General features: G+C 48.3%; 19 protein-coding genes. 7 read left to right on the top strand and 12 right to left on the bottom strand.

Annotated elements, in window-relative coordinates:
• Positions 1 to 163: 163 nt before the first annotated feature.
• From NLBNIHML_RS19670 to NLBNIHML_RS19620, 11 genes are all read right to left on the bottom strand, one after another.
• Complete coding sequence (locus NLBNIHML_RS19670) at positions 164 to 2,641, bottom strand: heavy metal translocating P-type ATPase (protein WP_494354730.1); 2,478 nt, start codon at positions 2,639 to 2,641, stop codon at positions 164 to 166.
• 227 nt (positions 2,642 to 2,868) lie between these two features.
• The gene (locus tag NLBNIHML_RS19665) at positions 2,869 to 3,069 is read right to left on the bottom strand and encodes a copper ion binding protein (protein WP_339258509.1); all 201 of its coding nucleotides are present in this window, start codon (positions 3,067 to 3,069) and stop codon (positions 2,869 to 2,871) included.
• A 60-nt stretch (positions 3,070 to 3,129) separates the two neighbouring features.
• Positions 3,130 to 3,474, bottom strand: coding sequence for a metal-sensitive transcriptional regulator (locus tag NLBNIHML_RS19660; RefSeq protein WP_494354729.1), 345 nt, complete (start codon positions 3,472 to 3,474; stop codon positions 3,130 to 3,132).
• A 179-nt stretch (positions 3,475 to 3,653) separates the two neighbouring features.
• Entirely contained in the window at positions 3,654 to 4,145 is a 492-nt protein-coding gene (locus NLBNIHML_RS19655) for a GNAT family N-acetyltransferase (RefSeq protein WP_494352569.1), read from the bottom strand.
• A 123-nt stretch (positions 4,146 to 4,268) separates the two neighbouring features.
• Entirely contained in the window at positions 4,269 to 4,454 is a 186-nt protein-coding gene (locus NLBNIHML_RS19650; RefSeq protein ID WP_036616704.1) for a hypothetical protein, read from the bottom strand.
• A 509-nt stretch (positions 4,455 to 4,963) separates the two neighbouring features.
• Entirely contained in the window at positions 4,964 to 5,731 is a 768-nt protein-coding gene (locus NLBNIHML_RS19645) for a nucleoside phosphorylase (RefSeq protein ID WP_494352568.1), read from the bottom strand.
• A gap of 1 nt (position 5,732) precedes the next feature.
• Entirely contained in the window at positions 5,733 to 6,404 is a 672-nt protein-coding gene (locus NLBNIHML_RS19640; protein WP_494352567.1) for a sulfite oxidase-like oxidoreductase, read from the bottom strand.
• A gap of 46 nt (positions 6,405 to 6,450) precedes the next feature.
• A complete protein-coding gene (locus NLBNIHML_RS19635; protein WP_074093220.1) occupies positions 6,451 to 7,374 on the bottom strand; it encodes an ABC transporter permease in 924 nt (307 codons plus the stop codon).
• Positions 7,358 to 8,425 (bottom strand): ABC transporter permease, encoded by a 1,068-nt coding sequence (locus NLBNIHML_RS19630; protein ID WP_017691012.1) that lies wholly within the window; start codon positions 8,423 to 8,425, stop codon positions 7,358 to 7,360. The genes NLBNIHML_RS19635 and NLBNIHML_RS19630 overlap by 17 nt, the downstream gene beginning before the upstream one ends.
• Positions 8,422 to 9,921, bottom strand: a complete 1,500-nt coding sequence (locus tag NLBNIHML_RS19625) for an ABC transporter ATP-binding protein (RefSeq protein ID WP_494352566.1) — start codon at positions 9,919 to 9,921, stop codon at positions 8,422 to 8,424. Before NLBNIHML_RS19625 ends, NLBNIHML_RS19630 begins: the two co-directional genes overlap by 4 nt.
• Before the next feature lie 333 nt (positions 9,922 to 10,254).
• Positions 10,255 to 11,286: a BMP family lipoprotein gene (locus tag NLBNIHML_RS19620; RefSeq protein WP_017691014.1), complete on the bottom strand. Its 1,032-nt coding sequence runs from the start codon at positions 11,284 to 11,286 to the stop codon at positions 10,255 to 10,257.
• Between the two features lie 277 nt (positions 11,287 to 11,563).
• Between NLBNIHML_RS19620 and NLBNIHML_RS19615 the strand changes: the two genes are divergently transcribed.
• From NLBNIHML_RS19615 to NLBNIHML_RS19605, 3 genes are all read left to right on the top strand, one after another.
• Positions 11,564 to 12,985 (top strand): hypothetical protein, encoded by a 1,422-nt coding sequence (locus tag NLBNIHML_RS19615; protein ID WP_494352565.1) that lies wholly within the window; start codon positions 11,564 to 11,566, stop codon positions 12,983 to 12,985.
• Between the two features lie 241 nt (positions 12,986 to 13,226).
• Positions 13,227 to 13,817 carry a DUF5317 domain-containing protein gene (locus tag NLBNIHML_RS19610; RefSeq protein WP_339261285.1) on the top strand — a complete coding sequence of 197 codons (591 nt, stop codon included), beginning with the start codon at positions 13,227 to 13,229 and terminating at the stop codon, positions 13,815 to 13,817.
• Between the two features lie 311 nt (positions 13,818 to 14,128).
• Positions 14,129 to 15,961, top strand: a complete 1,833-nt coding sequence (locus NLBNIHML_RS19605; protein WP_494352564.1) for a bifunctional diguanylate cyclase/phosphohydrolase — start codon at positions 14,129 to 14,131, stop codon at positions 15,959 to 15,961.
• Positions 15,962 to 16,093: 132 nt separating this feature from the next.
• Here NLBNIHML_RS19605 and NLBNIHML_RS19600 read toward each other — a convergent pair whose 3' ends face one another.
• Positions 16,094 to 16,261 (bottom strand): hypothetical protein, encoded by a 168-nt coding sequence (locus NLBNIHML_RS19600; protein ID WP_017691019.1) that lies wholly within the window; start codon positions 16,259 to 16,261, stop codon positions 16,094 to 16,096.
• Between the two features lie 304 nt (positions 16,262 to 16,565).
• On the opposite strand from NLBNIHML_RS19600, the gene NLBNIHML_RS19595 reads away from it, so the two are divergent.
• The 4 genes from NLBNIHML_RS19595 (at position 16,566) to NLBNIHML_RS19580 (ending at position 21,276) form a co-directional block, all read left to right on the top strand.
• A complete protein-coding gene (locus NLBNIHML_RS19595; RefSeq protein WP_339239228.1) occupies positions 16,566 to 17,396 on the top strand; it encodes a sensor histidine kinase in 831 nt (276 codons plus the stop codon).
• Between the two features lies 1 nt (position 17,397).
• Complete coding sequence (locus tag NLBNIHML_RS19590; protein ID WP_150365287.1) at positions 17,398 to 18,054, top strand: response regulator; 657 nt, start codon at positions 17,398 to 17,400, stop codon at positions 18,052 to 18,054.
• 250 nt (positions 18,055 to 18,304) lie between these two features.
• Entirely contained in the window at positions 18,305 to 20,020 is a 1,716-nt protein-coding gene (locus NLBNIHML_RS19585; protein ID WP_494352563.1) for a copper resistance CopC/CopD family protein, read from the top strand.
• A gap of 464 nt (positions 20,021 to 20,484) precedes the next feature.
• Positions 20,485 to 21,276 carry a YcnI family copper-binding membrane protein gene (locus NLBNIHML_RS19580; RefSeq protein ID WP_494352562.1) on the top strand — a complete coding sequence of 264 codons (792 nt, stop codon included), beginning with the start codon at positions 20,485 to 20,487 and terminating at the stop codon, positions 21,274 to 21,276.
• Positions 21,277 to 21,359: the final 83 nt, after the last annotated feature.

Genomic DNA, 21,359 nt, shown 5'->3' with positions numbered 1-21,359 from the left:
CCATAGAAAAGGACATCTAGACCAACGATTCAGGCCGTACTTCTCTGGCGATTCAAATTGTCTCTTCTCAACAAAAAGCGCGGCCCGCCTGCAGCGAACCGCGCATGTAATATCCTCACTTTGTTACAATGAGGCATTGAATATCTCTGTAAACATGGGCCGGTCAGCCATTTCTATTCAGCTTCATGCGTTGCAGTCGCAGCGCATTCAGGACAACCGACACGGAACTGAACGCCATCGCCGCCCCTGCCAGCCAGGGGGCCAAGAAGCCAACTGCCGCAATGGGAATACCAATAACGTTGTATCCGAGTGCCCAGAATAAGTTTTGTTTGATATTCCCCATCGTGCGCCGGCTCATCTCAATCGCATCTGCAATGCTGTTCAGATCACCACGCATCAAGGTAATATCCGCCGCTTCCATCGCTACATCCGTTCCTGTTCCAATGGCCATCCCAATGTCAGCAGTAGCGAGTGCCGGAGCATCATTAATGCCGTCACCTACCATCGCAACTTTCAGGCCACTCTCCTGAAGTTTCTTCACTTCCGCAGCTTTACCTTCGGGCAGAACCTCAGCCAGCACTTTACCGATCCCTGCCTGTTCCGCTACAGCGCGAGCAGTCCGCTCATTGTCTCCCGTGATCATGATCACATCAATCCCCATCGCCTGAAGACGACCGATCGCTTCACGAGAGGTATCCTTGATGGTGTCAGCCACTGCCACAATCCCTGCCCACTGACCATCTACCGCTACTAGCATCGCTGTACGCCCCTGCTCTTCCAGTCGGTTCATCTGCTGAACGGTTTCCTCAGAGACATTCACCTGTGCATCCGCAAGCAATCGCCGTGTACCAACCAGAATCTCCTGCCCTTGTACTGAAGCTCGCACACCATATCCCGGTATGTTCTCGAACTTCTCTGTTGAGGTCAGCTCCAGGCCCTTGGCACGGATACCTGCAACAATCGCCTCTGCCAGCGGATGCTCCGAACTCTGTTCAGCCGCTCCCACATGCTCAAGCAGATCAGATTCCGTCCAATTCGGAGCCGTGATAACGTCGGTAAGCACGGGTTTACCTTGAGTCACTGTACCTGTTTTGTCGAGCACCACGGTCTGAATCTGTTGTGCGGACTCCAGATGTTCGCCGCCTTTGAACAGAATGCCGTACTCAGCGGCACGGCCTGATCCAGCCATGACTGAGGTCGGCGTGGCCAGCCCAAGTGCACATGGACAGGCAATAACGAGCACAGCAATCGCTTTTTCAAGGGAACCCGCAAAGTCACCCGGACTTGCAAACAGATACCAGATCAGGAATGTCAGCGCGGCTATGCCAACGACGATCGGAACAAATATGCCTGATATAACATCTGCGATTCGTTGAATCGGTGCTTTGGAACCCTGCGCCTGCTCTACCACTTTGATGATCTGGGACAACGCCGTGTCCGATCCCACTCGTGTCGCACGCAGTCGTAATACGCCATTTTTGTTCAACGTAGCACCTGTAACGGCATCTCCCGGTTTTTTATCCACGGGAAGGCTCTCTCCGCTTAGCATGGATTCATCCACAGAGGATTGCCCCTCCTCAACGATACCATCTACAGGTATGCTGTCACCCGGCTTCACCAGAACGAGCTCCCCTACCGCAACATATGCAGCAGGAACCATAACTTCCTGTCCATCCCGGATGACACGGGCTTCACGTGGAGCCAGTTCAATCAAGCTTTTAATCGCCTGTGAAGATCGGCCTTTCGCCACAGCTTCGAACCATTTTCCCAGTAAAATTAACGTAATTAGAATCGCACTTGTCTCATAATAGAGTTCTACCGAAGGCATGGCGGCTGTACCCGTTCCCATTGCCCCATGATCCACCGACGCAAAAGGCAAGTACCCACTGGATAACGTCAGATACAGACTGTAGAAAAACGCTGCGCTGGTACCCAGTGCGACAAGAACATCCATATTCGCGCTGCGGTTGCGTAGTGCTTTGTACGCTCCTACATAGAACTGCCACCCAATCACGAACTGTACCGGTGTTGCCAGCAGCAGTTGGAACCACGGGTTCATGAACAGCTCAGGTACATAGATTCCCGATGTGAACGAGAAATGCCCCACCATGGCCCACAGCAACGGAATCGATAACAAAGCCGATATCATCCATTTCCACTTTTTGCGTTGCAGCTCACGTTCACGAACCGATGTAGTCTCTTCTTGCGTCAATTGCAGTTCAGCACCGTAGCCCATTTGCTTAATCTTGGCGGTAATATCCGAAGGTTTCAATGAGCCCGCGGCATATTCAATATGCCCGGTCTCCAGCGCCAGATTCACATTCGCCTGAGATACCCCGGGTAGTCGGGAAAGACCTTTTTCAATCCGCGCAGAACAGGCAGCACACGTCATACCGGTGATGTTCAGATCTACTGATTCAGACACCGTACCGTAGCCAAGTGCTTCTACTTTATCCCGCAATGCATTCACGTTGGTTGTCTTCGGATCATATGAAACGGTTGCCTGTTCAATCGCAAGGTTCACATTGGCCTGATGCACACCCTCCATGCGGGACAAGCCTTTCTCCACTCGTGTCGAACATGCGGCACAGGTCATGCCCGTGATGTGAAGTGTTGTCTTCAGTCCAGGCGCGTCTGCCATAGGGGGCAATGTTGTAGGTTCTGATGATGCATCCATTGCTTTATTCGTTGAGTTATCCATCATGTCAGCTCCTTTCATGTCGATTCATATTATTATATGTTGCAATCGATTATACCCCCAAGGGGTATGTATCAGACAGAAAATTAGGCTTAAACCTGACTCGTAGGAAAAAAGACCTCTGACCTCTTTTTACCCAAGAGCATGTTCGGTTTAAGCCTGTAATGCCGTTAGACTACATCGTATCCCTGATCTTCAATCGCAGCTTTGATCTGATCCACGTTCACTTTCTGCTCATCATATTCCACAGCTACCGTTCCCGCTGCCAGATCCACGTGACCACTCGCCCCAGCATTCTTCACAGCCTCTTCAACCGACTTCACACAGTGATTGCAAGACATTCCCGTAACGTTCAACGTAACATTAGACATTGTAAATTCCTCCTTGGGATATATTAAAATGATAAAATTAATTAGGTGAATTGATTCAGCTTACTTCATTAACTTCCGCATCGTAACCAGCAGTTCATCCACAACCTCATGTTCACCAGCTTGAATACGCTCAACAATACAGCTCTTCATATGGCCTTCAAGCAGAAGTTTGCCTACTGAATTAAGAGCAGACTGAGCCGCCGCAATCTGCGTCAGCACATCATCACAGTACGTATCCTTCTCGATCAATCCCTTGATCCCGCGAATCTGACCTTCCACACGGTTCAAACGAGAAACCAGGTTACTCTTCATCTCCTGCGAATGGTGACTCTTGCGCACATGCTTCCCATCACTGCCTTCGGTATGACAGGATACTGCTTCTTGAACTGTAGCCGAAGCTTCCATTGAATCGGACATGGAGGATTGCAAAGGTTCCTCGGGATGGCTCTGATGATCCATCATGAACACCCCTTTTCTTTCGTTCTTTTCTAAGAGTAACATACCCCATGGGGGTATTCAAGTTCATTTTGATATTTTGTTAAAAATAGATGATTGCTTGTTCGAATGATAAAGAGCAGTGCATCTTACAAGGTATATTCCATCCTGCTGCTGCGAACGACCAGACCCATCTGTTCATAGAAAGCCTGTGCGTCCGAGTTAAACGTCGACACGGATAATTCCACGCTGTCTGCCTGAAGCTCTCTTCCTAGCTCGATGAATGCCTGGATCAACTGTTTGCCCGTTCCTTGGCCCCGATGCTTGGTATCCACTACAAGTTCATGGATGTACAGCATCTTGCGATCCACCATCAATGGGTTATCCTGAATTACACTCAACTGCGCACTCCCGTAACCCAGAATCAAGCCTGTTTCTAAAGACTCGGCAACATACAGGTATCGCTTGTCCGTTTCCAGTAGTTCGGTGAACTCCATTTCCTCCATTCTGGTCTCTAACACTCTGTATAGATCCGGCCGCGCCTCAACATGCATCTGGTGCAGTTCATCCATCAACAATGACACGCCAGAGTAGTCCCTGAGTTCTGCCTTTCGAATGTTAACATTCCCCTTCGTGCTCATCCCCATCACTCTTTCGTCTATTGAATTTTACATTATTATACAACCAAAAAGCAGATACCATAAGGGTACCTGCTTCGCTAAATTTATCTTCATTCCATCAAGCCCATAGGATGTTCATGATGATTATTTTTTCGAAGATGTATTTCCTTCATTAAAAGCAACAGGTGATGGCTTCGCTGCCCATTCATCCGCCTGCGGCTCAATGTCCACTCCGCTCAAGATTTTCTTTTTCTCCATCAAGGAATCCCCGTCTTCATCCAACTTGTTGCGAATTTCCGCCTCATCCTGAGGTTGATTGTTCTGTGTCATCGTAGAGTCCTCCCTTTTTCGTATTCATGTTCATGTTGATGTTCCTTTATATAACGTGCCCATTTTCTGCATTATCATTCTCAGCGAGGGATAGACGTCAGAAGCTAACGAATCCTACACACCTTATATGGGCAAATATCGACGGAGTGAAAATGTAGCGAATCTCAGACACGTTATTTAACGGTAATTCATTATATTGGATTGAAAACAGGCATTAATTCCGGCATTAGCGTGCCAACGATTCGTTAGATTTTCATACTTGCGATATCCCCTCGAATAAGACGTGCTGGGTTCGTTAGGTGAAACAGTACACCATTCATAACCTCCACTTCTCACATCAGCTTATACTCACAAATCCCTAAAACAATTATCGTCGATACAATTCCCCAACTTTTTTGGGCGCAAAAAAAGGGCATTCCCCCAGACCATTTTCATGACCCTACGGAATGCCCTCTTTCCTTATGTCCACCTCAGGTGGACGTTTAACCGATTAAATTACTAGCTTTGTATTACGCCTGATCCTGACGAGCAATTGCCGCTAGCGCACGTAGCGCTGCATTAATCTCGCGCTCGACCGCTTGTCCAACCGCATCTGTATGCGGATCATACTCAGCAGCCAGATCGCTGTCCGCGAATCCGTCAATCGCAACAATGGCTCCGGCACGAGCGCCACGCAAGGTGCTGACGATGTAGAGTGCCGCAATTTCCATCTCGGCCGCAAGTGCTCCAGCCTGCTTGTACTTGCGATGTGGAATCTCTTCCACGCCTGCAAAGAATGCATCCAGCGTTACGGTGATACCCACACCAACTTTACCCGCTGCAGTCGCAGATTCGGCATGTGCTGCGTTCCCCTGCTCACGAGCAGCTTCAATCAACGCTTGCGTCACCCCAATGTCTGCTACCGCTGGGAAACCATCCGGCACCAGTTGGCGAGTCAACCCATCTGTACGAACGGCTGCTGTACTCACAATTACACTGCCTGCCGGATAATCAGCTGTATACGATCCCGCTGTACCTACACGAATCAGAGTTGTTACACCCGCGCGAATCAATTCCTCGAAGCACACTGCTGCTCCAGGTGAACCTACACCATGACTGACCACGGCGATCTGTACCCCTTCATACAAACCAACAAACGTGCGATACTCCCGACTGAACGCCAGTTCTCTCGCCTGCTCCAGCTTGCGGGAAATCTTCTCCGCACGTGCCGGATCACCACAGACAATGGCATATGCCGGCATGTCTTCCGAATGAATCTGCAAAATAGGCATCAACATATCAATCAAACTCCTTCTTCGTCCACTCATCTTCCGGAATCGGCAGATCTTCACCCGAGAAGCGCTGCTCCTTGAACGGATCGGCAAAATGGTGGAAACCATTCACTTCCCAGAAGCCGTTACGGTCTTCGGTCATAAACTCCAAACCACGTATCCACTTCGCACTCTTCCAGAAGTAAAGTTGTGGCACGACCATGCGCAACGGAAAACCATGCTTGGGCGTCAGTGGCTCGCCGTTATATTTGAATGCAAGCAGCACATCATCATGCATCAATTCTTCGAGCGGTACATTTGTCTCATAATCATGATCCGCATGGATCATGACGTATTTCGCTTCCGGTTTAACGCCAAGAAGTTTCACAAAATCAGAGAAGCGAATGCCTTCCCATGGCGTATCGAATTTCGACCAGCGTGTGACACAGTGAATATCACTTACCGTCTTCACCTGTGGCATCGCCTGCAATTCGGCCAGGGAGAACACCTTCTCCTCTTCCACTTCGCCGAATACCTTCAAGTCCCAGGTGGACAGGTCATATTCCGGCACTTCCCCTTCATGCAGAATCGGGAATTTCTCCGTCAACATCTGTCCCGGCGGCAAGCGATCTCCATAATCATTGCCCGCTTTGGGTGCCGGGGCTTTTCCTTTTTTCAAACGTTCAGCCTTGTTATGCAAGTGGAATTCCTCCTTCTTTTGCTGCCTCTACATCGGCATTCAGGAATTAACGCGAGCTTCCGCCCGCTTTCAATGCATCTTGTGCATAAGTACGGTCTTTGAAAAAGAACATCGCGACCAGCGTCACAATATACGGCAACATCAATGTGAAATGGGTTGGCAAGGAGAAGCCTTGCAAACGAATACTCAATGCTTCCATGAAGCCAAACAGTACACTGGAGCCCATCACGCCAAGCGGATTCGCTTGCCCCAGCATCGTTGCCACCAGCGCGATGAAGCCACGACCCGCGGTCATGCCTTCGGTGAACATCGTCACCTGACCGAGCGACAACTGCGCGCCAGCCAGAGCACACAACACACCGCACATTAGAACCGCACCATACTGGATGCCGCGTACCTTGATCCCGATGCTCTGTGCTGCAATCGGATTCTCACCGACAGAGCGCAGGCGGAAGCCGGATACACTTTTGAACAGATAGAATTGCAGTCCAATCACGAGCACAATACCGAGGTAAACCAAGGGACTATGTCCCGATAATACATCGCCCAACCACGGAATGTCCTTAATCAGCGGAATATCCCACTTGGGAAGTCCCACCATGTCTTTGTCGTAGTATGCACCTTTTACATCAAAAATCGCACGCAGTGCAAAGGTCGTCACCCCCGCAGCCAGGAAGTTGAGCGAGATCCCGACCACGATGGCGTTGGCCTTGAGATTAATACTTATAAAAGCAAAGAGCGCCGAGAATAACATCACAATAATAATGGAAAAGAGTACAGCCAGCAGCACATTGCCAAACAGATAATTACCGACAATGGCGGAGAATGCACCGATCAAAACCAGTCCTTCGAGACCCACGTTGAACAGACCGACACGGGAACATAAAGCCCCACCGAGCGCTGCAAGCAGGATTGGAGTCATAATCCGCAAGGTTGAGCCAAACATGGCTGCATCAAACAGTTGTTGCATTGGACTTTTTCTCCTTTCTCCGCTTCAGGAATGAATAACCGATCTGAGCTGATACAAATAACGTCAATACGGCCTGGATGACACTGCCGACTTCAAGCGGCACATCCGTATTCCGTTCCATCCCCATGGCACCTGTCTGTAACGCAGCCAGCAAAATAGCTGCTACAGCTGTACCGAGTGGATGCGAGCGGGCAAGCAGCGTGGCCATAATGCCGCTCCAGGCGTAACTTGCAGAAGATAGCGATCCATCAAGGAAACGGTACTGTGTACCGAGCACTTCCCCCGCACCTGCCAGTCCAGCAAGTCCACCACTGATGACCATGGACAGCATCATCATGCGAATGCGGCGAACACCGCCGTAGGTTGCAAAGGACGGGTTGCTGCCGAGCATGCGGATCTCGTAACCCGTCACCGTTTTGTGAGTGAACCAGTAGATCAGAATAGCCGCGACAATGGCAATGATGAAGCCGGCATGCAGTCCCATACCCTGGAACAACTTCGGCAACCAGATACTCTGATCAATCATAGGTGTCTGAGCCATCGCTGCAGATCCAGTCCGATCCTTGAATGGATAGGAGACCATGTATCCGCCAAAATAAATAGCGATATAGTTAAGTAGTAAGGTTGTAATCAATAGATTCATGCCGAAACGAGCATCCAGCCAACCTGCAAACAGAGACCAGATTCCCCCGGCAACAATACCTGCGACAATCGCAGCAATACACACGAACCAGCCCGGGCCTGGCAGGTAGAGCGCCGTGAGCGCGGCACTGAGCCCGCCAAGAATCATCTGGCCTTCGGCTCCCATATTGAAAAATCCGGCACGGAATGCCAAGGCTACGCCAAGTCCCGCCAGGATGATCGGTGTGGAACGAGCCAGTGTATTGGTGAAGAAGTAGAAGTTGCCGAAGGCCCCTTTCCACATCTCCGCATACGTATCCACCACATTACCGCCAACAATCAGAATCGCCACAGCCCCTGCAATCAGACCGATGAATACGGCAAGCAGCGGCTGTACGAGTCCGCGAAGTGTTTCTTTTACCCGATTCATATCCGCTCTTTCCCTCCTGCCATTAACAAACTGATCTGTTCCTCCGTCGCTTCCTCTGCTCTCAGTTCTCCGGCAATTTCGCCTTCATACATCACTATAATGCGATCCGATAATTGCAAAATCTCAGACAACTCCGATGAAATGAGCAGAATACCTGCACCCTCACTGCGTTTACGTAGCAATTCGGCATGAATCGTCTCCATCGCTCCGATATCCACACCACGAGTCGGTTCGGCTGCAATTAGAAACGGTGTATCCTGTGCGAATTCACGAGCGGCAATCAGCTTCTGCAAATTACCTCCAGACAGAAACTGTGCCTTGGTCTCTGCAGAACCCGTCTTGATGCTGAACTGTTTGATCCAGCTTTCTACCATTGTTTTTGCTGCTTTCGCTTTGATGATACCGCGCGACTGCAAGCGATGATGATGTCCCATCAGCCCGTTCTCGCGAACACTCGCATCTTTGGCCGCTCCCCACATATAACGATCTTCCGGGATATGAGCAAGTCCATGCTCCCGAATGCGCCGTACAGGCCAATTGGTTGTATCCTGCCCGGAGAGCACAACGCGACCACTGTCCGCCTTACGCAGTCCCGCAATCACCTGAATTAATTCCGACTGGCCGTTACCCGAGATACCGGCTATGCCAACGACTTCGCCTTTACGAACCTCCATATGGATCTCCTTGAGCGCCGAACGATCCTTGGCGCCAGACAGATTGACCCCTTCCACCTGAAGCACCGCTTCGGCAGGAACCGATGGCTGCTTGTCCATACGCACAAGTTCACGACCAACCATCAGACGGGATAATTCCTCCACATGTGTATCCTTGGCTTCGAGCGTACCCGTTACCTGACCATCCCGAAGTACCGTAATCCGGTCGGCTACATCCATGACTTCTTGCAGCTTGTGCGTGATTAGTACAAAGGTTTTGCCCAGCTTAGCGAGTGATTTCATGTTCGCGAGCAGTTCCTTTACTTCCAGAGGCGTCAGTACTGCCGAAGGTTCATCCAATATAATGATGTCTGCGCCCTGATGCAGCACCTTGAGAATTTCAACACGCTGCTGCATGCCAAGCGGGCACTCGGACACTTTTTTCCACGGGTCAACCGGCATGCCATATTGTTTACCAAGCTCATTCACCTGGGCTGCTGCTTTTTTACGGTCAAATACACCTGCCGCTGCCGGTTCGCGTCCAATCACGATGTTCTCCGCCACCGTAAAGGAAGGGAACAGCATGAAATGCTGGTGCACCATGCCGATGCCACTTGCCATCGCCTGGGACGGCGTAGCGAAGCTCACTTCGCGTCCACGGACTTTGATTGTTCCTGACGTAGGCTGTTCCATACCATACAGCATACGCATCAAGGTTGTTTTACCGGCCCCGTTCTCACCTACAAGGGCATGAATCTCTCCCTCACGCAAATTAAAACGGATGTCACGGTTCGCGGTGAAGCCGCCGTATTTCTTCGTAATGTGCTCCATCTCCAACAGCATATCTCGCGTCGCTCCTCTCAGTTCAACTTAAAAGGTTACACTCGCCACTACGATGACAGAACAACCTTCTGATCGCTGTTATCCCCAGATTTTTCGATTCCCTTTATATAAAGGGGAAAATCCGGAGATAAAGGCGAGGTGTATGCTTCCGAAGTAGCTTTCTTTCAGAAAGCTTTTAGCTTAGCTTCTTCAGGTTATTTCTGTCCTCTTCGTTATCGTGTAAACGATAAGTTGAACATATACTGGTCATTTAATAGCAGCAAAACCGGCTGCCTGATCGGGCAGCCGGCTGATCCATTCCATCACTCATTCATTGAAAAGAACAATTCAAAACTATTGTTGCAATGGATCTTTGACTACGATTTTACCGGATACGATATCATCCTTGATTGCTTTCACTTTGTCGATTACTTCTTGTCCAACAAAAGCATTCAGCGGGGATTCGCTATCACGTGTAACATAAGTCAGGCCCACACCGTCTTCTTTCAAGCCATAGTTCACTGCACCTGCTTTGAAGTTGCCTTCTACAAAATCTTTCACAGTCTCATAAGCAACGGTATCGGTTGATTTCAATTGAGACAATACGATATGTTCGGGGTCTTCAACCGTACGGTCCGTATCCTGACCTGAAGTATAGAAGCCTTTTTCTTTCGCTGCTTCGAACACACCCAGATCACCTACAGCGGATGCGCCAGCGATAAAATCAGCGCCTTTGCCGAATTGCACCAATGCCAATTCTTTTGCTTTGGCCGGGTCATTAAATCCACCTACATAGTTCACGAGGAATTCTGCATCAGGATTTACGGATTCCAATCCCGCTTTGAAACCTTCTGTATATTTCTTAATCAATGGTACGTCCATTGCTGCGATCATGCCGACTTTGTCTGTTTTGGTGGACAATCCAGCGGCTGCACCGAGCAGGTACGCCCCTTCATATTCACGGAAACCAACGCTACGTACGTTAGGCAGATCCACGGTTGTATCTACAATTGCAAAGGACTTGTCCGGATTTTCTGCAGCGACTTTCTTCAATGCATCTTCTGCCTGGAAAGTGGCTGTAATAATCAGATCATAATTCTCGGCAACCGCAGCACGCAGATTTTGTTCAAATGCTGCCGGGTCTGTCGATTCAATTGTCTTGGTGTCTACTTTGAATTCTTCGCCTGCTTTTTTGAAGCCTTCATCCATCTGTACAAAGAAAGGGTTAACCCCTATTTTTTCGGGAAGTACGAGGGCCATCCGAAGAGATTTCTCCGAATCACTGCCTTGGGCGGATTGTTCGTCTTTGGAAGCCGAATTCCCACAAGCTGCCAACAAAATAGCCAACATGATGATCGATAAGACGAACGATAAACCTCTTTTCATTTTGAAAATACCCCTTTTCAATATTCTTTTTTCTTATCCTAGCGGATACTGTCGATCCTTGTCAATAAATCTTTGAGCGTATACACTCAATTAGAATATATTTGATGATTTGCTTTCTACCAAGCTTTGGAAACCGCTTTATAGCAAGCTTTTTTTCCGTTGACATCCAGCGCGTCTCCGTGCTAAAGTCAATCCAATTATTCTATTCTGATAGGATTTGTCAGAATTATAACCGAAAGCTACTTATTTTCCAACCCATTTTAAGGAGGCTATTCATTTGAAAAAAATCACCCAGATCACGTTAGCGGCCCTGCTCGCCGCTCCGGTAACACTCGGCAGTCTAAGCTTGCCCGCTTCTGCTTCTGCAGCATCTGCAACTCCGGCTAAACCAACCACTTCACAAAGTGTCAAAGGACCGTTAGCTCAGGCTCCAGTCGCTTATACGGAAAGCGCAGCGGATTTTGCTCAATTCTTGCAAGCAAAATACAATATTCAATTGCCGCAACAGATAACCAAAGGTGATTTCATTCAAGCCATTGCAGCCGTTACGGAAGCCACTCAAGCAAGTGACAGTGAAGCCAAAGCTCCTATCTTTACCGATCTGGCCTCTGGTGATTCTTCTTATGATGCTGCCGTTTCCTTATTCAATAGTGGGGTTATTACAGGTACAGAAGTACGTGCCAAGGATCAACTGAGCACTTATGCCGCCGTCTTCATCGCGGTGAAAGCAGCCGGATTCAAGGAACTCGCTTATACATATCCTGCCGAGAAAACGGCCAAAGCACTTGCCAAAGTTGGCATTAGCCCGAACCGTGTTCAGGGACAAGCCGCACAGGAACTGGCTGCAGCGATCGATACAGGCCTGATTCCCGAAAATCTGTACCCCGCTCTCCTAAAGGGTGGCGTAGCAAGTAAAGATTTCGCTAATACTTTGCTTGGACGTGTTCTGGTCAGTCAAGGGAAATACAAACATGAGATTGGACGTTCCGGCGATGCGGACATCTATTCCAAACTGTATGCTGCATATCGCACAGCGGATCTGATCGAATCACCTGAGCTGAGAAAGATTGTGGATCAGGCCCTGCGAGACGATCTCGTCACAGGTTATAATCTGAAGGATAGCCGTTTTGATTCCAACTTTATCGATGAACTGACACTTACCTACGGCCACGATAACATTCAACATGCTGTACAGTTGGTTGGTTTGCTACGTAGCGAAGGCATTGACGCCGATGTACAATTCCAGCCGAAGACATCTGCCTTCATTTATTTGAAGGAATGGGGCGAGCCGAAGGAAACACCAGACTATAAAGTGACACAGATCGAGAACGGTAACTATATTGCCTCTGCGAAGGAGTATGATATTCAGTTCGAGTTCAACAATGTGGCAGACAAAGTCCGCTTCAATGATATTGTTCTGAAATATGCCAAGAAGAACAGTGACACTACATCACCATTGATTCTCAGTTCCTGGTGGCAACCACTGTATTACTCACCAACGGCATTGGCCAACTATCCGGTCATTTCCAATAATAAGATCGCGCTTGGCAATTACTATGCTCAGTCCTTCTCTCTGAAGGAAAATGCCAAATCCATTCGGGAAGGTTTCCTGAAACTCGCTCCTGATGCAGACATTACAACATATGACTTCTGGGTGGATCAGCCTTTCTTCAACTATCTGAACGGTGGTTCCGAATAAAATAAATTCCATTTCCAACCGAATTAAAGCTCGTATTTTGCCATTATAAGTAACCGTCTTTACTGAATTCATCAGGGTTTTCGACCCTTTGGTTCGTAAAGACGGTTTTTTGTTCAGCATTTTGCAAATTTCTTCTAAAAAATCATTTTTCTCATGCAGGAATTACCAATATCAGGTCGAATCCTTTATGTACACAAACACGCAATCCTATTGCACATCTCCGCATGAACAGGAGTTACTTATGGTATATGACGGTATTTTACTCGGCTTGATCGTTGGATTTTTTCGAGGCGGGCTGCGGCATGGGCTCCATCAGTTTGCATCACTCAAGTTGCGAAGTGGCTGGATTTTCCCTGTATTGCTTCTAATCCAGTTCTTTATTTTCTATCTGCAGGAACGATTCGAATGGGTGGCATCTATTAATGGTTATCTCTTTGCTGCCGTCTACATTACAGGGCTCGCATTTTTGTGGCTCAATAGGCACCATACCGGTTTTATGCTCATCTGGATTGGTGTGTTTCTCAATTTTGCCGTGATGGCTGTCAACGGTGGACGTATGCCGGTTTCTGTGGAAGCCTCCGCTGTATTGGGACCCTACTATGTAGATATGCTCCGGGAAGGCGGAGCCGTATCGAAGCATTTTATGATGGATGCGTCTACACGTTTGCCTTTTCTCGGTGATATCATCCCACTCTCCAGCCCTTATCCACGAACTCAAGTTATCAGCATCGGTGATGTAGTCATGAACGTTGGCATATTCCTTTTTATCCAGTACATGATGGTGAATCGGGACAAAAAGGCTGTGCAACCTGCTAAAACTCATCAGGCTTGACGAGAACCAGGTAGACTCCAAGGAAGGGAGGTCTTCTCCATGAAAAAATTTGAAGGTGTGAAATATTCCCGCATTGTCATCAACGCAATCATCGTGGCTTCTGTCGTTGTAGCACTAACTTCGGGATACAAGCTGGGCGGCTAGTATCCATACCGCCAAACAAGACAAACAGGCTGCCAGCGGCCTGTTTTTTCTTTCTGGATTTTTGCCAGGCAAATTGGTATGTTATACGTCTATATAGTATATCCCTATACAAGAACACCCATTATATACACATCAAGAGTAGACTAAACCCAAGCAGGAGATTTTTTATGAACTTTATTCGTAACCTTATCCATAAGGCAGATCGAAGCAGTCTGTATGTTATTTTGCTTAGTTGTACCGGGATCGGTGTTTTTCTGTACATGAACAAGTGGTCTTACCTTCATCTAACCACGGCGGATTGGGTCATGGTCTATACCATGCTGGGTGCGGCGCTAATTCTGGATTATTTCACGTTTCAGATTCCACCCAAAGGCAATCAGCAATCCATGGATTCATCGGTATACCTTGCCTGTATATTCATGTTTGGAGGAGCTTTCAGTTTATCTGTACTGCTTCCTGTCTCCATCATTCTGTTAATCAAAGAGCGCAAGCTCACCTGGTGGAAACACATTGTCAATTTCAGCATCTACAGTCTCATGATTACGGGAGCAGCTGCCGTGTTTGAGTGGACTGGCGGGCAATCGGGAACGCTGGACGGCTATAATCTGCTTCCTTATTTTGCAGCGCTTGCGGCCTATTTCATCATCAACACGATTACACTTGGCTTATTCTTTCATTTCTCAACGAAAGATGCATTACAGCAGATGAAGCGGGCATTTGTTACCGAATCCTTGCTGGTTTATTTATGTACGCTGATTCTGGCGCTTGTCCTGACGATTCTGGTTGTACACAATGGCGTGCTCGGTCTGTTGTTGTACTTAAGTCTCAGTATTCTGCTCTCCCATGCATTCAAGCAATTGTTTGTCATGTATCAGACCATTGAGGAGAAAGCTAACACGGATCAACGCACAGGTCTTTTCAACCATAGTTATTTTGAAAGTATGTTGGAAAATGAACTGACCGCCGCTCGTATGCAGGGAACACCGCTCTGTCTGGGACTGATTGATATCGATGATTTCAAAAAGTATAACGATCGGTTTGGCCACCTCCAAGGCGACAGTCTGCTGGCCCTGCTGGGGGATTTTCTAATGCGAAAGACCGAAGGTACACCTGTTACCGCCTTTCGTTATGGAGGGGAAGAGTTCACACTTCTCATGCCAGGAATGGAATTGGACGAATCCTACAAGTTTATGAATAAGCTGCGCAAACAACTAAATGACACGCCGTTTGAAGGCGTTGAAGTGTTTCCGCACGGTTGTCTCTCCTTCTCGGGTGGCGTCGCACCCTATCAGGTGGATATGTATAATAAATCCCAACTCGTGGATCAGGCGGATAAAGCACTGTATTACGCGAAGAAACAGGGCAAAAACAACGTGCACCGCCACGGAAGCAATGATGGCATGGAACACGAGATTGATCTGGTACAGGACGTTCGTGACATCGAGCAACAGCTCAATCTGTTCAGATACAAGGACATGGATACGTTTAAACATTCCAAACGGGTCTACAAATATGCACTGGATATCAGTGAACTGCTTGCACTGGACAATGCGGAGAAACGCCGTTTCGTGCTGGGAGCACTGATTCATGACATCGGCAAACTGGAGATTCCCTGGTCTATTCTGAACAAGAAAGACAAGCTCACCGCAGAAGAATGGGAAACGATCAAGGGACATGTCACCTGGGGTAAAAAAATGGTGATCACGAACGATCGCTTCGCCGATCTGATTCCGTATATTGAACTTCACCACGAGCGCTATGATGGCAAGGGCTATCCTTACGGCCTGAAGGGTAACGAGATTCCCCGGCTGTGCCGGATGTTGACCGTCATTGACTCCTTTGATGCCATGACGACAGAGCGACCGTATCAGGAGACCAAGAACGTGGAGGAAGCCATTCGGGAGCTGCGCGCATGTTCGGGTTCGCAGTTTGATCCGGAGCTTGCCGAGTTATTCATTCGATATATTGAGAAAAGAACCGCTCAACAACAGTTACTTTAAGATAATGAAGCTTTCTATGTATGCTCTTAAAAAGTCAAAGCGCTATCCCCGGTCTGATCGGAGATAGCGCCATTTTCATTTTCATGGAATGAATCGTACACCAGACAGCTTCATTCTCGTGCAGATTCTACATTAAGATTTGGTATTCAGTTCATGTGAGGTCTGATGCAGCTCTTTGATCATCTGCTGCAAAAACATGTTGTCTTGGCGACTGATACCGTGCTGATTGTCTTGAACAAGCATCTGGTGAATGTTCTTTTTGAGCAATTCACTGCGACGTTCCAATACTTCTTGACTCATGTTGTTGCTTCACTCCTTAACATGTTTTGTAATGAATTCACGTTCTATATAAGTATAGAGGACCTTCTCCGATAGGGAAAACGGACTCAGCCTTCCTCAGCTGTTCACACCAACCCTCAACTAGCGTGACAACATTTCACCCCTTGTCATTCTTAGATATCCTTCTAAATACTCCCTGATCCTCCCCAGCTTTCTCCAAAGACACAGACTAGGGTCTTGGACAAGCTTGCGTTATAATGATCCCATCCCTGTATAAATAAATTACCTTATTAAGCTAATCCTAGGTCAAAGGAGTTCTGCATTCATGTCCTATAAACAAATCAAATGGATGATTCTGCTGATCCCCACATTCACGGTTGGCATCTGGGAATATATTCGCCATCAGTTTCTGATGCCGTACCTTTCGATGGACGCCGGGAACTGGTTAACCCCCGTCATTGTTTATCTCGTCAGCGTGACACTGCTCAGCCGATTGTTCCACATGCTCGAAGGTGCTAGGGCTGCTCTGGAGCAGGAACGCGCAGCGAAAGCAGCTCTGGAAGCTCGTGACCAATTGGCCCGAGAACTTCATGATGGCATATCTCAGTCTCTTTTCCTGCTGTCCGTGAAGACCGATAAAGCGGGCCGTAGTCTGGCAGGGAGCGGACATGAGCATGAGATCCAGGAGATTCAAAAAACCGTGCATGAAGTCAATACATATGTAAGGCAAGCGATTGCTCAGTTGCGCTATGTTCCCTCCTCTACCGCGGCACCCGAGATTATTTCACTGCATGCACAGGTCGAAGTGCTCGTGATGGAAACCGTACCCGGCGCACAGATTCACTGGGATCTGAACGGTATAACCTTCTCTGCCAAGGAACAAGTGGAACTGCTCGCCTGTATCCGGGAGGGTTTACTGAATGTACGCAAACATGCACAGGCTACCCGCGTTCAGGTTCATGCGGAGGGTAACCCAATTGCCTGGTTCATTTATATTCAGGATAATGGGAATGGACTAAGCGGAGATCCTCTTCATCTGAAGGATCGGTACGGACTACGAATTACGAAGGAACGTGCTGCCGAGATGGGTTGGTCTTTTACCCTCGATTCAAGACCGGGGCATACACGAATGACGATAGGAAAGGAGCATGCTTAGTATGGAACATGTACGTGTATTGGTTGTTGACGATCATGCGCATGCGCGTGAAGCGATCTGTAGCATTTTATCCGAGGACAGCCTGTTTGAAGTGATTGGTACAGCTTCGAATGGACAGGAAGCGTTGGAGCTTACCGGACAATGGATGCCTGACCTGATCCTGATGGACGTGCAGATGCCGGAGATGGATGGGCTGGAAGCCACCCGTCAGATCAAGCTGCGATTCCCTTATGTTATTGTTGTTATGGTCACGGTATCGGATGATGTGACTTTCCTGTTCGAAGCACTGAAGCAAGGTGCTCAAGGTTATTTGCTCAAAAATCTGACGCCTTCTACCTGGCTTGAATACCTGCGCGCCATCGTCAGCGACGATGCACCGCTCAGTAAGGAACTGGCCTACCGGATTTTGCAGGAGTTTCCCGCACCACGCAGTGAAGATGTGCAAGATAATCCACTTACGGCGCGGGAACTTGAGATTCTGCAATGGGTATCCGCGGGATACACCAATCGGGAGATCGCTGATCAGCTCGGTATTTCAGACCAGACGGTGAAGAATCACCTAAAAAACATTTTGCAGAAGCTCCAGCTGGAAAACCGGGTACAACTCACCCGCTATGCGCTAGAGAGTGGGCTTGCGGGACGTAAGCTTCGCAAATAGCGCAGCTTCGTGGTGATATGTGAATGGTAGCACGAACGTATCGCATACCCATATGAGATTTGTAACAGGAGACGAGATGGCGCTCTGCACCATACACATTCATGCTTTTGTCACAATTATGAAGACCAAATCGTTTTTTTATAGCCCAATGTAGTCATACGCAGTCATTTTGGACAAAGTTATAATGGGATAGATTGTGTATAAAGGGCCAGGAATGACTACAAATCTATAACCTGAGGGTGATGATTTTTTGATTTTGACAAGCTTTACCCTGAAATGGGGCAAACGGCACTGGGCATTGATCACCAGCCTGTTGCTTGTGTGCTGCCTTGTTATGCCACAGTGGGCATCTGCCCATGCTTATATTGTTAAGGCTTCGCCAGGAGAGAACGAGATACTCGTAACGGCTCCGGAGCGGCTGACGCTGGAGTTCAACGAATCCTTGCAGACGGCTTTTTATGATATCAAAATTACCGGGCCTGACGGTACTCAGGCAGGCGATGGAAATGTACAGATCGATGCGGACCGCCCTCATATTCTTGAGACTGGCCTGCAGGCCGGACTCGAGAACGGGACTTATGCCGTCAACTGGAAAGCGGTATCTGCCGATGGGCACCCGATTCAAGGCGCCTATGTTTTCCATATCGGAGAACCTTCTGGTTCTCCTGCTGGACTCAGTGATCTTACATCTGGTTCTGGTTCAACAGGTGGACCGCTGAAATGGATCGTATCCCTGACAGACTGGATTCAGTATCTCGGATTGTCTGTCATCCTGGGGACACTTGCATTCTTGCTACTGCGAATCGCACCAACATCCATGACAAGAGAACCTATGGACGTTCCGGGTAGCTACAGATTGTTATGGATCAGCTATGCTGCCGCTTCCTTTGCCGCTCTGGTCAGCTTGCCACTGAATACGTTATATGAATCTGGTGTGGCTCTGAGCGAACTAAGCTGGGCACTGATCGGGAGTGCGCTCAAACTGACATCTTTTGGTCAGATCTGGATGTTACAGATGCTCATTGTCATGCTATTGGCCGTCACGATTCTCTCCGGATATGATCGCGATCGATCCATCCGTGCTCGCATCTGGTCTTCTTACGGCTCACTCGTGCTCGTGCTTGGATGGCTGTTCACTCATGCCATGACGGGACATCCGGCTGCGGCGGATCAACGCGCTCTCGCCATTGCCATGGACTTCGTGCACCTGATCGGTGCCGCTTTCTGGATTGGTGCATTGACTGCCATGGCGATATGTCTGCCTCCACTCGCCGACAAGCTGCCTTCGAAGGTGCGAGGAGAAGTCTACTGGACTGCCATACGTAGATTCACCGCTTGGGGGATCGGCGCCGTAGCCGCTCTGGTGGCTACAGGAATATATAGCAGTCTGATTATTCTACCAGCGCCGGTACTGACCTCCTTGTTCACTACAGCCTATGGTCTTGTGCTGATCGGCAAGATCGTCCTGTTGATTGTGATGGTTATCTTGGCATGGCGTCATGCGCGACTCGCTAGAGCAGCAACAGGGAGCAGATTATCCGGCAGCCTGAAAGCCGAGCTTGTTACTGGTGCTGTAATTCTCGCTCTAGCCGCCGTATTGACACATCTGTCACCGGGGCAACCAGCAGCAGTTGGACCGTATCAGGAGACAAAGACTACAGATGATGGCTCGGCGATCACACTTCAGGTGAGTCCCAATGTGACGGGAGAGAACCAATTCGAAGTTGATGTGAAACGTGCAGATGGCAGTATCGTTAATGATCTGGAACAGATCACACTGTCACTTACACATCTGGACATGGATATGGGGATCTATGAGATCACCATTCCGAAAAACGACACCGGTGTATACAAGGCTGAAGATTACATCTCCATGCCTGGACGTTGGAATATCAAGGTACATCTGCTGACCAAAACGCTGGATGCACTGGATGCCGAATTCGAGATCGACACTGCCAAACCATAGTTACACAACGTTGATATTGAAAAGTGACCCAATCTAAAATTAGTGTTTCTACGAACTGCAAATGTAGTGAAGGGAACGAAATTGATTCTGGAGAAGCGGAGCACTCGCCTTTACTCCTGGATCTCAACTTATTACTATATAAATTAAACTATTATTTACACTGAAACGTAGAGGACAGAAAAAACCTGAAAAAGCGAAGCGTTCGCCTTTATCACCAGATTTTCCCCTATGAGAAAAGGGAATCAAAAAATCTGGGGATAACAGCGATTGGAGGGTTATTCTGTCATCGAAGTGCATGTGTAAACCATCTTTATTTTGATTTATATAGTGGAATCAATAAATTCCGGGAATAACGGTGATCGAAAGAACCATTCGTAACCGAAACGGCCTTTGCAGAACGTAGACACTCATTTAAGAAAATGGGCCGCATCATATATGATAAGAACTGAGAGGGGTTATTTATTTTGAAGAAAACATCATGGATTTCCAAACTAACATCCACTATCGCAACAGGTACCGCAGCATTTATGCTATTCGCCGGATTCGCTAGCGCTCACGTTACTGTTAGCCCATCCGTTGCACAGACAAGCGCATGGCAGACATACACGATTAAGATTCCATCCGAGAAAGATCTGCCTACAACCAAAATCACCATGAAAGTACCCGAAGGTGTGGCATTCAAGCAATATCAGCCACTGGCAGGCTGGAAAATCACCACCGAGAAGAACGACTCCAATGAAGTCACATCGATCACATGGGAAGTTGATGGCGATAACGAGGGCATCATCGCAGGACAATTCCAACAATTCAACTTTGTTGCACAGAACCCGAAGACCGAAGCTGAAGTTGCTTGGGATGCCTTCCAATACTACAGCGATGGCAGCATCGTAGAATGGACAGGCCAACCAAGTGACAACAACCCGCACAGTATCACAACGATTAGTGAAGATCCGGCTGCTGCTGGTAATGCTGCGGCAGGTGGAGATCATCATAGCGCCGGTACTACCAATGAAGGACATGATAGTGCAGGTACAGAAACAGGCACTGGTGATAATGCAGCTACCGATGATAGCAAAGCAAACGATGACACTACGCTGGGCGATGCACTTAACGACACCGTTACAGGTGAGCCGAATAACACGGATACAGACCCGGGTACATTGAAGCTTCAACAGGCCACATTGATTGTATCCATTCTGGCCCTGATCCTCTCCTTCCTGGGAATTGCATTGGCGACACGTCGCAAAAAACGTTAAGAACGATATGCAGCACGCGATAACTTGAGATAACTAAGAAGCCTATGGCATACGGGATCAACCCCGATGTACCATAGGCTTCT

Source organism: Paenibacillus sp. JNU01 (assembly GCF_059130585.1).
The sequence above is the reverse complement of the archived record's forward strand: the minus strand, read 5'-3'. Positions and strand labels throughout refer to the sequence as shown.

Excerpts from the sequence above, each read along its gene's own strand:
- NLBNIHML_RS19670 (WP_494354730.1), bottom strand. The coding sequence starts at position 2,641 with ATGGCAGACGCGCCTGGACTGAAGACAACACTTCACATCACGGGCATG.
- NLBNIHML_RS19665 (WP_339258509.1), bottom strand. The coding sequence starts at position 3,069 with ATGTCTAATGTTACGTTGAACGTTACGGGAATGTCTTGCAATCACTGT.
- NLBNIHML_RS19660 (WP_494354729.1), bottom strand. The coding sequence starts at position 3,474 with ATGGAAGCTTCGGCTACAGTTCAAGAAGCAGTATCCTGTCATACCGAA.
- NLBNIHML_RS19655 (WP_494352569.1), bottom strand. The coding sequence starts at position 4,145 with ATGAGCACGAAGGGGAATGTTAACATTCGAAAGGCAGAACTCAGGGAC.
- NLBNIHML_RS19650 (WP_036616704.1), bottom strand. The coding sequence starts at position 4,454 with ATGACACAGAACAATCAACCTCAGGATGAGGCGGAAATTCGCAACAAG.
- NLBNIHML_RS19645 (WP_494352568.1), bottom strand. The coding sequence starts at position 5,731 with ATGTTGATGCCTATTTTGCAGATTCATTCGGAAGACATGCCGGCATAT.
- NLBNIHML_RS19635 (WP_074093220.1), bottom strand. The coding sequence starts at position 7,374 with ATGCAACAACTGTTTGATGCAGCCATGTTTGGCTCAACCTTGCGGATT.
- NLBNIHML_RS19630 (WP_017691012.1), bottom strand. The coding sequence starts at position 8,425 with ATGAATCGGGTAAAAGAAACACTTCGCGGACTCGTACAGCCGCTGCTT.
- NLBNIHML_RS19625 (WP_494352566.1), bottom strand. The coding sequence starts at position 9,921 with ATGCTGTTGGAGATGGAGCACATTACGAAGAAATACGGCGGCTTCACC.
- NLBNIHML_RS19620 (WP_017691014.1), bottom strand. The coding sequence starts at position 11,286 with ATGAAAAGAGGTTTATCGTTCGTCTTATCGATCATCATGTTGGCTATT.
- NLBNIHML_RS19610 (WP_339261285.1), top strand. The coding sequence starts at position 13,227 with ATGGTATATGACGGTATTTTACTCGGCTTGATCGTTGGATTTTTTCGA.
- NLBNIHML_RS19605 (WP_494352564.1), top strand. The coding sequence starts at position 14,129 with ATGAACTTTATTCGTAACCTTATCCATAAGGCAGATCGAAGCAGTCTG.
- NLBNIHML_RS19600 (WP_017691019.1), bottom strand. The coding sequence starts at position 16,261 with ATGAGTCAAGAAGTATTGGAACGTCGCAGTGAATTGCTCAAAAAGAAC.
- NLBNIHML_RS19595 (WP_339239228.1), top strand. The coding sequence starts at position 16,566 with ATGTCCTATAAACAAATCAAATGGATGATTCTGCTGATCCCCACATTC.
- NLBNIHML_RS19590 (WP_150365287.1), top strand. The coding sequence starts at position 17,398 with ATGGAACATGTACGTGTATTGGTTGTTGACGATCATGCGCATGCGCGT.